The sequence below is a fragment of the Roseateles chitinivorans genome, from assembly GCF_050632235.1.
GTDB lineage: Bacteria > Pseudomonadota > Gammaproteobacteria > Burkholderiales > Burkholderiaceae_C > Roseateles > Roseateles chitinivorans_A.
Genome location: NZ_CP192584.1, coordinates 5,103,574 through 5,115,175, shown reverse-complemented (window position 1 = coordinate 5,115,175; position 11,602 = coordinate 5,103,574). Strand labels below are relative to the sequence as shown.

Genomic DNA, 11,602 nt, shown 5'->3' with positions numbered 1-11,602 from the left:
AAACTCACGCGAGTTCTTGCCAAAGCCTCAAAAACCTCGCTATACTCTTAGGCTTAGTCGCTAACAACCACAGCGATCACCGAATTCCGGAGAGGTGGCAGAGTGGTTGAATGTACCTGACTCGAAATCAGGCGGACGGAAACGTCTCGGGGGTTCGAATCCCCCCTCTCCTCCAAAATAGCTTGTTCGATCAAGCACTTAGAAAACCCGCCTAGAGCGGGTTTTCTTTTTCCAGGCCTGCTTGGCTGCAGTTCCAGAACTCGCTTCCGAAACTCCCGCCGCGATCTAGGACTGGCTCCCCCTCACTTCAGCGAGGGTGTCTTCAACGCATATGCAGCGAACTCAAGCTCATCGGCTGGCTGGCCGCCAGTCGAGGCGCTTCGGCCAGCACGTTCAGGTCGGCGAGGAACTGCTCGAATTCGCGCCCCTTGTCGTAGAACGCGTTGGCGCCGTTGCGCACGCACAGCGGGCCGTAGACCTCCGCGTCGCGGTTGCTGAGGACCAGGATGGTCCCGCCGAATCCGGCCAGGCGCAGCTTGCGTAGCACCTCCAGTCCGGACCCGGAGGCCAGCGCGAGGTCCAGCACCACGACGTGAGGCCGCGTCAGCCCGACGGTGCACAGGGCCTCCGCCTCGGTGGCGGCAAGGCCGACGACCGAGAGGAAGGGCTGTTCCTTCAGGGCCGCCAACAGATGTTTGCGGACCAGCGGGGAGTCTTCGACGAGAACGACTTTCATGTATCAATTTTGCGCTTTTAGAATTGACAAAACCATGTGGGTAACCGAGCGGTTGCGGTACCACGTGACTTTCTCTGGACATCGTCGGCCACCAGCCCTCATCCGGGGGAGTCGCCGGGTCGAGCGTCCACGGCGCCTTGTGGCGCCCGGGAGCCGGGCGCACACTGGATCGAACCCGCACCGTGATGGCTCTCAACGAGGCAATGACTCCATCCGGCCCGTCCGACGATCGAGGCCCCCGCCGCCGCTCCATCGTGGGCGGCCTGGCACTCGCCTGGGGGACCTCCGCGTGGGGAGGCGCCCGACCCCGCCTCCTGCGCGTGCTGGCCGAGTCCTGGCCGCCTTACCTCGTGCCTGGCGCCGACGGCAGCATGCGCGGCCTCGACGCGGAACTGCTCCAGGTGATCGCTGCGCAGGCACGCTACGAGCTGAGGTGGATCAGCGGCTCGGCGCAATGGCGCAAACGGCGCTATCGCGAGCTGCTGAACGACCAGTTCGACGTGATCTTCTCGGCGACGCCGGTGCCCGGTCGCGAGCAGGCCGTCATGTACACCCGGACCTACCGGAATGAAGCCTTCATGGTCGCGGCGACCGATCCCCGCGATCCACGCCTCGTCGGACTCCAGGGCTTCGAACAGGTGCTGCAACGGCGCATCCCGTTGCTGCATGTGGACGCGCTCAGCCTTGGCACCGACTTCGAGGAGTGGCGGCCGCGTCTGGCCGAGGCGGGGCTGCTGCTGCCGTATCAGACGACGCGCCAGGGCGTCGACATGCTGCGGCTCGGCCGGGCGGCACTGATCCTGGGCGACGATCTGGACGTCCATGCCCAGGCGCGCGTATCGGGCGTGCGGCTGCTCCGGCAACCCTTCGGCCACAGCGTGCAGCCGGTCTGTCTGATGCTGAGCCGGCGCCGGCTCGACGATCGCGATCTCGCCCGCATCGACCAGGCGATCCAGGTGCTGGAGCAACGGGGCACCCTGGCCGCGATCCGGCGGCGCCACGGCGCGACCTGACCGGATCCTGCCCGACCCCGATCCCACGGCTCCCGCTCCGGCGGCCTCCGTGGTCTCAGACGTGACGGTCGTCGACGCCGTACTTTCCTGGCGTCACCCCGAAGGTCCGCTTGAACAGCGCGATGAAGGCGCTCACGTTGTCGTAGCCAAGCGCCAGTGCGATCGCCGTCACCGGCTTGCCCGCGGCGAGCAACTCCAGCCCGCGCAACAGCCGCACGCGCTGGCGCCATTCGGTGAAGCTGAAGCCGGTCTCCTCGGTGAAACGCCGCGTCAACGTGCGCGGGGCGATGCCGGCCCAGTCGGCCCACTCGTCGAGCCGGCGTTCATCGTCCGGCCGGGCCGTCAGCGCGCGGGCGATCCTCAGCAGCCGCTCGTCCGAAGGCATGGGCAGGCCCAGCGCCACCGGCGCCGCCGCCGCGATCTCATCGAGGATCACGCCGGCCACACGCGTCTGCGCGGCGTCGAGCGCAGTGGCAGCCTCCGGCCACTCCGCGGCTCGCGCGACCGCTTCGCGCAGCAGGCCGGACACCGCCACGATGCGCGGCTCCAAAGGCAGCGCTTCACTTCCCTCAGAGCTGACATAGACGCTCCAGCCTGCGAAAGGGCCATGCGAACGCAGGCCATGCGGGACGTCCGGAGGGATCCACAACGCATGCGTGGCGGGCACGACCCAGCGGGCGTCGCTCACGTCGACCGTGAGCAGGCCCTGCATGGCGCCGAGCATCTGACCGCTGGCATGCCGATGGCGACGCGTCGAGCGGCCGTCCGCGGAAGTCTGCTCGACCGCGCGCAGCAGCAGTGATTCCGCCTGGGCGGCGGTCTCGAAGGACTTCGAAGGTCGGAGCGTGGCAGCGCGTCGTGGCGTCATCGGACTATCTTATGTCCTCAATGCCGTACCCAGGCCATTTTGTGCTGTCTACGATCCGTCCATCCTTTCACCACCAGGAGCAGACGCATGAAGGCCCAAGACCTGTTGCCCGACGGGCAGAACCAGATCGAACGCAACGGCACCGTGATCCGCAAGGGCACCGTCGGCGCGTTCCTCGTCAATGCGAAGACGTGGGGCGATCCGGCCGCCGAGGCCGGGCGCCGCGCCGACGCGGAGCGCGACATCGTGGAGGCGCTGCCTGCGCTGCGCGAGCTCGGGCTGTTCGACGTCCTCGACGTCCGGGACGAACGGCTGCGTGCGTTGCTCGACGCACATTGACCTCTCGCCGGACGGTGGCAGACTCCGCGACGATCCCTTTCCAGGAGCGTCGCCGTGAGTGAATCCCCCAGTCCAACGACTCCTTCGATGCCATCGTCATCGGGGCCGGCCAGGCCGGCCCCGCGCTGGCCGAGCGCATGTCGCAGGCCGGTTGGCGCGTGGCCGTCATCGAGCGCTCGCGCGTCGGCGGCACCTGCGTCAACACCGGCTGCATCCCGACCAAGGCGATGGTCGCCAGCGCCCATGCCGCCTGGGTCGTCCGCGAGGCCGCGCGCTGGGGCGTGCGTGCGCCAGCGGAGGTCGGTGTCGACCTCCCCGCCGTCGTCGCGCGCAAGGCGCGCATCTCCGGCCAGTCACGCGAGAACGTCGAGAAGTGGCTGCGCGGCATGCCCAAGGTCGAGCTGATCATGGGCCACGCGCGCTTCGAGGATCCGCACACGGTCAGCGTCGACGGACGTCGTCTGCGCGCCGACCGCTTCTTCATCAACGTCGGCGGCCGCCCCGCGCAGCCGGGCGTCGACGGCCTGGACACGGTGCCCTGGCTGACCAACGCGTCGATCATGACGCTCGAGGAACTGCCACGACACCTCGTCGTTGTCGGCGGCAGCTACATCGGCCTGGAGTTCGCGCAGATGTTCCGGCGCTTCGGCTCCGAGGTGACCGTCGTGCAGCGCGGCCCCAGGCTCGTTCCGCGCGAGGATGCCGATGTCTCCGAGGCGCTGCGCGGCATCCTCGAACGCGAAGGCCTGACCATCCGCACCGGTGCCGAATGCGTGAAGCTGGCGCCGGTGGGGGAGGGTGTCGCCGTGCAGGTGAACTGCCAGACCGGCGAGCCCGAGGTCCGCGGCAGCCACGTGCTGATCGCCACGGGTCGCAAGCCCAACACCGACGACCTGGGCCTGGACCGTGCCGGCGTGCGCGTGGACGAGCGCGGCAACATCGTCGTCGACGACCAGCTGCGCAGCAGCGTGCCGCACATCTGGGCGCTCGGCGATTGCAATGGCCGTGGCGCGTTCACGCACACGTCGTGGAACGACTTCGAGGTCACCGCGGCCAACCTCTTCGACGGCGCTGATCGCGGCATCGGCGACCGCGTCGTGACCTACGCGCTGTACACCGATCCGCCGCTGGCGCGCATCGGCCAGGGCGAGCAGGAGGTGCGCGCGAGCGGCCGTCCCGCCTTGATCGGCACGCGGCCGATGACGCGCGTCGGCCGGGCCATCGAGAAGGGCGAGACCGAAGGCTTCATCAAGATCCTCGTCGACGCCGGGTCGAAGGCCATCCTCGGCGCGATGGTGCTGGGCGTCGACGGCGACGAGGCGGTGCAATCGCTGCTCGACGTCATCGCGTCGAAGCGGCCGTACACCGATGTCACCGCCGGCGGGGTGCGCATCCATCCGACGGTGAGCGAACTTCTGCCGACGGTGCTGCAGTCGCTGAAGCCCCTGTAGGGCTGCCGGCTCCAGCGGGTACGGGCCTTGCCATGCGGTGTTCACCGCATGGTGCGGTTTCAAGAGGCTCGCGATGGACCGCCCTGCACAACGACGCCCCGGCGCGACGCCGACGCTCTCTGCCGTGACGACAGGGAATCCCGTGCCCTCGCTGCACATCGTCGAGATCGTCGGCGCCGTACCGTCGGACGAAGCCCCCGATGAAGCGTGCCCGCTGGCCACGGCATCCGATCGGATCGGCGCGACGCGGCTGGTGGAGCGGCTCGTGGAGCGGCATGGCAAGGGCGGCAACGTCCGCTTCACCGTCGTCTGCCCCGCGGACGGACCGTACGCGGAACGCTTGCGCGATCTCGGCGCCGATACCGTCATCGTCGCGATGCCCGACGACCCGCCGTGGCACGCGATCCAGGTGCTCATCGGGCTCATCCGCAACAAGCAGGCGGCGGTGCTGCATGCGCACCTGCCGAATGCGCATCGCCTCGCGGGGCTGGCCGGAGGTATCACGCGTACGCCAGTGCTCGCCACGGTGCAGGGCGTGCAGCTCGACATGCCAGACCTGGAAGTGCATCGCCTGATCGCGAGCCAGCTCAGCGTCGTCACCGAGGCCAGCTACTTCCATGCGCTGGGACTGGGCCTCTCGCCGGACCGCATCAGCCTCGATCCCTTCGACGCGGCCTCCGATGACGAGGCGGCAACGCAAAGCCTTGATGCCATCGGGCAACGGCTGCGACAGCTCGCCGCGCCGGCGGAGTCACGGGGCGCCGCGCAAGCGCGTTCACTCGCTCAGCCGCTGGCGCAGGACATCATCGTGCCGCCCGCCAATGCGTCGACACCCCCGGTCGCGATCCTCGCCGTGCTCGATGAACTCGAGCCTTCGTCCGCTCGGGCCTCGGGATTCAAGGCCTGATCGGTCATTGCTCCACGCACCACGCGAGAACCGCGCGGGCATCGGGATTGCCAGTCTTTCCTTGCAAGGGTGCCGCGACGGTTCGTGATGCGACAGGACGCAATGCGAACCGCGCGGTGGCCCCCGGCAAGACCTTCAATCCACCGCTTCCAGGAGATCCACCATGAACCCCCGTTCCAAGATCACCACCGTGGCAATGGCGATTGCGCTGGCTTCCGGCGTCGGCTTCCTTCACGCCCAGGGCCAGGGCGGCAGCTCCGGCTCCGTCGGCGCGCGCGACCAGACCAATGATCCGCTGTCCAACAACAACGACCAGGGCAAGGCGCCGCCTGCGACGCCGGCCGCCAATCCGAGCACCGGCCAGCCCGCGACCACGAACGACTGGCAGAACAGCCAGCCGTCCACCGGCAGCGAGAACAACGGCAACAACACCTCGACCGATCAGCGCCAGGATCCCAACGTCCGCACGCAGACCGATCCGATGCCGATGAGCGCCCCGGCTGCCGGCACCTCCTCGACGGACTCGTCGACGATGAACACCGACACCACCGACAGCACGCTGCCGGCGCGTGCCGACCGCAACTGATTTCGCTGTCATCACTGAAGGCGGCCCGCGTGGCCGCCTTTTTCGTGGGCGCTCCTGTACGTGCGACGGCAGCGCGATTGCCGCGATCGTGTGAGGGCGCCTTCAGCGCGTCCTGCGCGCCAACCAGACGCCGATCGCGACCAGCGCCATGCCGGCCATCGCGAGGCCGGTCAGCGTCTCGCCGAACAGCGACCACGCGATCAGTGCGGTCGTCGGTGGCGTCAGGTAGAAGAGGCTGGCGACGTTGACCGCGCTGCCGCGGCGGATCAGCACGTTCAACAGGCTCACCGCGCCGAGCGACAGCACGAGCACCAGCCACGCCAGCGCGAAGACGAATTGGCCGGTCCACTGCACCTGCATCGTTTCGGTCATTGCGGCAATCGCTGCGGTGACGAGGAGGCTCGGCACGAACTGGATGATCGAGCCGGTGCGCAGGTCGAAGGAAGGACAGAATTTCTTCTGGTAGAGCGTGCCGGCGGTGATGCCGATCAGCGCGATGACGGCGGGCAGCAGCATCGTGATCAACGCGCCGCCGGGGACCGCCGCGATCTTCTGCGCGACGACGAGGCCCACGCCGAGGAAACCGACGCCAAGACCCAGCCACTGCATCGGGGCGATGCGTTCGCCGAGGAAGGCGCGAGCGCCGAGCGCCGTGACCAGCGGCTGCAGTCCGACGACCAGCGCGGTGATGCCGGCCGGCAGGCCGTGCGAGATCGCGGTGAACACGCCGCCCAGGTAGACGCCGTGTACCAGCAGGCCCGTCACCGCGATGTGCCCGCAGGCGGCCATCGAGCGCGGCCAGGGCGCGCGCAGTACCAGCACCACGGGCAGCATCAGCGCGATGACCGCGGCGTAGCGCCATGCGAGGAAGGTCAGCGGTTCCGCGTCCGGCAGCCCGAACTTCGCGCCGATGAAGCCGGTGCTCCAGACGGCGACGAAGAGCAGGGGCAGCAGGCCGCCCGCGCCGTGAGCAGGCGGGGCGGGAAGCTGGGGCGACGAGGCTGGCGGCGGGCTCATAGGGCCCCGATGCTAACGAGGCGCGCCCGCCGGTCGGGCGCCTAGCGCGCCAAGCCCCGTGTGGCGGCGGGCGACAGCAGCGCCGTCGTGGGCGAAGGGGGACGGGTCTCGTCGTCGGTGCTTGCTCGGCCGGGGTGGGCGTCGAGGCGGACGCCGGCGCATCCCAGCCACCGCCGAAGGCCCGGAACGCCGACACCGCCGCCCGCGCATGGTTCGCGTCCAGCTGTGCGAGCTGATCGCGCGCGGCGAGCAGCAGCCGGTCCTCCTGCAGCACTTCGATCAGGCTGGCCGCGCCACCCTTGTAGGCGTCCTCGGCGGCATCGCGCGCGACCTGATGGGCGCGGACCTCCTGCGCGAGGTCGCCGCGCTGCAGTTCCAGCTCGGACAGCGACACGACCGCGTTCTCGACGTCCTCGGTGGCGCGCAGCATGCGCTGGCGCACCTGCGCGAGCGCCTCGGCCCGCGCGCCGCGCGCCTGGGCGACTTCCGCGTCGACGCGGCCGAAGTCGAACAGCCGCCAGTGCAGGCCCAGCAGTGCCTGCGGCTGGAATGCCTCCGAGCTGAACAGCCCACCGTGCAGACTCGATGCGCCTAGCACGCCACCCAGCGTCAGGCGCGGGTAGTACTCGGCCGTCGCGATGCCGATGCGCGCCTGGCTCGCGTCGAGCTGGCGTTCGGCGGCGATGACGTCGGGGCGGCGGCGCATCAGCGTGGCGGGCGTGAGAGTGCCTGGCAACGACGGAACGCGATAGGTCGAGGTCTGCGAGGTCTGCACAGACTGCGCGGACGTCGACGACAGCGGAGTCGCGATCAGCTTCGCCGCATAGGTGCCGGCCTGCTCGCCCATCAGCACGTCGAGGCGGTGCTGCTGCTGCGCGAGCTCGGTCCGCAGCGGCGGCAGCGTGCCGCGCGCCTGCAGCTGCAGGGCCTGCGCCTCGGCGACTTCGCGCTGCGCGGCGAGCCCGCCCTTGAAGCGGTCCTGGATCAATTGCAGCAATTGCGACTGCGTGCGCAGGTGGGCCTCGGCGACTTCGATGCGGGCCTGGGCGCCGCGCACGCGGAAGTAGGCGTCGGCCGCTTCCGCGGCGACGGTCACGCGAGCGCCGAGGCGCGCGGCCTCGGCGGCCTGCCATTCGGCGACAGCGGCGGCTTCGCCCTGGCGGAGGCCGCCGGCCAGATCGGCTTCCCAGCTCGCACCCACCCCCAGCGTCAGCACTGTCTGGTTGCGGTCATAGCCGGGGAAGCCGTGCGCCAGCGAGCCCTCGGGGCTCTTCAGGGACTGGCGCTGGTTGAGCAGCTGTCCCTGGATCGAGCCTTGCGGCATCCGCAGCGCGCCGGCGCCTTGCGCCGCGGCGCGCGCCTGCTCGACGCGCGCCAGGGCGACGGCGAGGTCCAGGTTCTGATCGAGCGCGCGCTGAACGATCGCCGTCAACGCAGGATCGTTGAAGTCCTGCCACCAGGTGCCCAGCGTGGCGGGCGCGGCGCCGTCCTGGTGCTGCGCGATCAGGGACTGGCCGGCGAACTGCTCGTCGAGCGCGCGGGGGCGTTCGCCGGGTCCGGGCATCTGGGCGCAGGCGGCGAGGAAGGCGGCGAGCGCGAGCGGAGCGAGCCGCGTCAGCGGACGGAGGGAAGCGGACTGCAGGAGCGACATGGCGGGTCTCCCAGGGGTTCGAGGGTGGCGAAGGATTCGAAGGATTCGGATCGGATCAATGCGCATCGGCGGAGGGCGCTGCCGGCGGCGCGATCTTGCGCAACATCGGCACGAAGACCAGCGCGACGATGAAGCAGCCCATCACGATCAGGAAGGCGTCGGCGAAGGTCATCGTCAGCGCCTCGCGGTAGGTCAGCGACCAGAGCTGGCGCAGCGCGGCGGTGGCGGCGTCGCTCGACGGCATCGAGGCGGACAGCGAGGTTCCCACCGACGCCAACAGCTGGTTCATGGACTCGTTGCTGGTGTTGAGGTGCTCGGCCAGGCGCTGGAAGTGCAGGTTGGTGCGGTCGTTGAGGATGGTGGCGCAGGCCGCGATGCCGATGGCGCCGCCGAGGTTGCGCATCAGGTTGAACAGCCCCGAGGCCAGCTTCAGCCGCGCCGGCGGCAGCGCGCCGAGCGCCAGCGTCACCACCGGCGGCACGCAGAGCTGCTGGCCCATGCCGCGCAGCGCCTGCGGCAGCAGCAGCTGATGCGAACCCCAGTCATGCGTGATCGGCGCGAACTCCCACATCGAGATCGCGAAGAGCGAGAGCCCGGCGAAGAGGATCCAGCGCAGGTCGAAGCGGCTGGCGAGGAAGGCGTACAGCGGGATCGACAGCACCTGGAACACGCCGGTGGAGAACACGGCCAGGCCGATGTCGAGCGCGCTGTAGCCGCGCACGCGGCCGAGGAACAGCGGCGTCAGGTAGATGGTGGCGAAGATGCCGATGCCGGTGATGAACGAGAACAGGCTGCCCAGCGCGAAGTTGCGCTCCTTGAGCGCGCGCAGGTCGACGATGGGATGCGCGTGGGTCAGGCTGCGGGCGATGAAGGCGACGCCGGTCACGCCGGCGACCCAGGCGGTGGTGACGATGGTCGAGTCGCTGAACCAGTTCCAGCGCGGGCCTTCCTCCATCGTGTATTCCAGGCAGCCGAGGAACACCGCGAGCAGCACCATCGACAGGTAGTCGGCGCCCTTGAGCAGCGAGAGGTTGGGCCTGTCGACGCGGACCATCATCGGCACCACGACGGTGACGACCAGGCCGGGCAGCAGGTTGATGTAGAAGAGCCACTGCCAGGACAGCACATCGGTGATGTAGCCCCCGACGACCGGACCGAGCGTCGGCGCCAGCGACGCGATCGCGCCGATGGTGGAGGCGGCGATCACGCGCTGCTTGCCGCTGAAGTACATGAACGCGGTGGTGAAGACCATGGGGATCATGGAGCCGCCCATGAAGCCCTGCAGCGCGCGGAAGGCGATCATGCTCTGGATGTTCCAGGCCAGGCCGCACAGCAGGCTGGTCAGCGTGAAGCCCAGCGCCGAGACCGCGAACAGCCAGCGCGTGGACATCACGCTCGCGAGCCAGCCCGAGAGCGGGATCACGATGATCTCGGCGATCAGGTAGCTGGTCTGCACCCAGGTCGTGTCGTCGGCGCCGGCGGAGAGTCCGCCGCCGATGTCGCGCAGCGAGGCGGAGACGATCTGGATGTCCAGCAGCGCGATGAACATGCCCACGCACATGGTCGCGAAGGCCAGCACCTTGTCGCGCGTCGTCAGCTGGTCGATGGGGATGACGATGTCGGACCAGAAGGGCGGGCGCTGGCGCGGTGAGGCAGACGGGGGTGAGGACGGCGGCGGCCCGCCGTCCGCCGGGGCGAGGGCGGCGCTCATTGCAGGCTCGCCGTCTTGGCGGCGTCCTTGGCGGCGTCCTTGGCGGCGTCCTTGGTGCCGGCGCCCGCGTGATTCGTGTCGACCTCGACGACGACGGACAGGCCCGGACGCAGCCGGCCGAGGCGATCGTCGGCCGGATCGAGCTGGATGCGCACCGGCACGCGCTGGACGATCTTGGTGAAGTTGCCGGTGGCGTTCTCGGCGGGCAGCACGCTGAACTGCGCGCCGGTGGCGGGCGAGAGGCTGCCGAGCGTGCCGTGCAGCACGACGCCGGGCCAGGCATCGGCGCGGATGCTCACCGGCTGGCCGGTCGTCATGCGGGCGAGCTGATCTTCCTTGAAGTTCGCGTCCACCCACAGCCCTTGCGCCGGGACCACCGCCAGCAGCGGCGTGCCGACGCCGACGTAGGTGCCGAGTCGCGCCTTGCGGTTGCCGATGTAGCCGTCGCGCGGCGCGCGCAGCTCGGTGTAGCCGAGGTTGAGCTGGGCGATGTCGCGCTCCGCGCGCGCCTGGTCGAGGGCGGCCTGCGCCTGGCGCTTCTGCGTCGCGATCACGTCGAGCTGGCGCTCGGCGGCCTGCTGCTCGGCGCGGGCGCGGGCGGAGCCGGCCTGCGCGGTCTTGAAGCTCGCCTCGGCGCGCTGGCTGCTTTCGACCGACACGGCCGCGCGGCCGACGAGGTCCTTGTAGCGCGCGAAGTCGTCGCGGGCGCGCTGCTCCTCGGCGGAGGCGGCGTCGATGCCGGCGCGGGCCCTCGCGATCACGGCCTGCTGCAGCGCAGCGGCGGCGCCCAGGTTGGCGATGGCGGCGTCCTGCGCCTCGACGGCGGCGATGGTGCGTTGCAGGGCCGCCTGGTAGTCGCGGGCGTCGATGCGAGCCAGCAGGTCGCCGGCGTGGACGAACTGGTTGTCGGCGACCGGCAGTTCGGTGATGTAGCCGGTGACCTTCGCGCCGATCACCGTCACGTCGCCGCCGACGTAGGCGTCGTCGGTCTCCTCATGGAAGCGGCCGACCGTCCACCAGTGCACGCCGTACGCGCCGACCGCGAGCACGACGGCGGTCAGCACCGCCCATTTCAGCGAGGCGCGGCCGAGGGACCGTCGCGTCGGCGTGGCGACGGAAGCCGTCGGCGCGGCAGTGGTCGCGGTCGCTGCGACCGGGGGTGGCGGAAGGCGTGGAAGCGGTCATGGAAGGACTCCGGCATCGGGAACCCGCCGGGTGGCGGGCGATGGGGCGGACTATAGGAACGTCACTTTCATCATGGAAGTCACTGGGCGTGGAATGCACTGTTCCTGATTCGTCAACTAACTTTCATGATGAAAGTCA

10 protein-coding genes, 1 tRNA gene and 1 pseudogene are annotated in these 11,602 nt (G+C 69.7%); 6 read left to right on the top strand and 6 right to left on the bottom strand.

The window, feature by feature from the left end; genetic code table 11:
- The first annotated feature begins 88 nt into the window (after positions 1-88).
- Positions 89-175: transfer RNA gene (locus tag ACQ859_RS23290), tRNA-Ser, on the top strand.
- Between the two features lie 147 nt (positions 176-322).
- On the opposite strand, the gene ACQ859_RS23285 is transcribed toward ACQ859_RS23290, so the two are convergent.
- Positions 323-736, bottom strand: coding sequence for a response regulator (locus ACQ859_RS23285; RefSeq protein WP_431256267.1), 414 nt, complete (start codon positions 734-736; stop codon positions 323-325).
- A gap of 320 nt (positions 737-1,056) precedes the next feature.
- Here ACQ859_RS23285 and ACQ859_RS23280 point away from each other — a divergent pair, with 320 nt between their 5' ends.
- Complete coding sequence (locus tag ACQ859_RS23280; RefSeq protein ID WP_431262977.1) at positions 1,057-1,749, top strand: substrate-binding periplasmic protein; 693 nt, start codon at positions 1,057-1,059, stop codon at positions 1,747-1,749.
- Between the two features lie 55 nt (positions 1,750-1,804).
- On the opposite strand, the gene ACQ859_RS23275 is transcribed toward ACQ859_RS23280, so the two are convergent.
- Entirely contained in the window at positions 1,805-2,617 is an 813-nt protein-coding gene (locus ACQ859_RS23275; protein WP_431262976.1) for an AraC family transcriptional regulator, read from the bottom strand.
- 87 nt (positions 2,618-2,704) lie between these two features.
- On the opposite strand from ACQ859_RS23275, the gene ACQ859_RS23270 reads away from it, so the two are divergent.
- The 4 genes from ACQ859_RS23270 (at position 2,705) to ACQ859_RS23255 (ending at position 5,900) form a co-directional block, all read left to right on the top strand.
- On the top strand, positions 2,705-2,956 hold the full coding sequence (locus tag ACQ859_RS23270; protein ID WP_431262975.1) for a hypothetical protein: 252 nt from the start codon (positions 2,705-2,707) through the stop codon (positions 2,954-2,956).
- Between the two features lie 62 nt (positions 2,957-3,018).
- Positions 3,019-4,407, top strand: coding sequence for an FAD-containing oxidoreductase (locus ACQ859_RS23265; RefSeq protein ID WP_431266635.1), 1,389 nt, complete (start codon positions 3,019-3,021; stop codon positions 4,405-4,407).
- Positions 4,408-4,549: 142 nt separating this feature from the next.
- On the top strand, positions 4,550-5,314 hold the full coding sequence (locus ACQ859_RS23260; RefSeq protein ID WP_431262974.1) for a hypothetical protein: 765 nt from the start codon (positions 4,550-4,552) through the stop codon (positions 5,312-5,314).
- Positions 5,315-5,477: 163 nt separating this feature from the next.
- The gene (locus ACQ859_RS23255; protein ID WP_431262973.1) at positions 5,478-5,900 is read left to right on the top strand and encodes a hypothetical protein; all 423 of its coding nucleotides are present in this window, start codon (positions 5,478-5,480) and stop codon (positions 5,898-5,900) included.
- Between the two features lie 102 nt (positions 5,901-6,002).
- Here ACQ859_RS23255 and ACQ859_RS23250 read toward each other — a convergent pair whose 3' ends face one another.
- From ACQ859_RS23250 to ACQ859_RS23235, 4 genes and pseudogenes are all read right to left on the bottom strand, one after another.
- Entirely contained in the window at positions 6,003-6,917 is a 915-nt protein-coding gene (locus ACQ859_RS23250) for a DMT family transporter (protein WP_431262972.1), read from the bottom strand.
- 226 nt (positions 6,918-7,143) lie between these two features.
- Positions 7,144-8,481, bottom strand: a pseudogene (locus tag ACQ859_RS23245) (efflux transporter outer membrane subunit); the annotation flags it as partial.
- Between the two features lie 142 nt (positions 8,482-8,623).
- Entirely contained in the window at positions 8,624-10,279 is a 1,656-nt protein-coding gene (locus tag ACQ859_RS23240; RefSeq protein ID WP_431262971.1) for a DHA2 family efflux MFS transporter permease subunit, read from the bottom strand.
- Positions 10,276-11,343 carry an HlyD family secretion protein gene (locus tag ACQ859_RS23235; protein WP_431262970.1) on the bottom strand — a complete coding sequence of 356 codons (1,068 nt, stop codon included), beginning with the start codon at positions 11,341-11,343 and terminating at the stop codon, positions 10,276-10,278. Before ACQ859_RS23235 ends, ACQ859_RS23240 begins: the two co-directional genes overlap by 4 nt.
- Between the last annotated feature and the right edge of the window lie 259 nt (positions 11,344-11,602).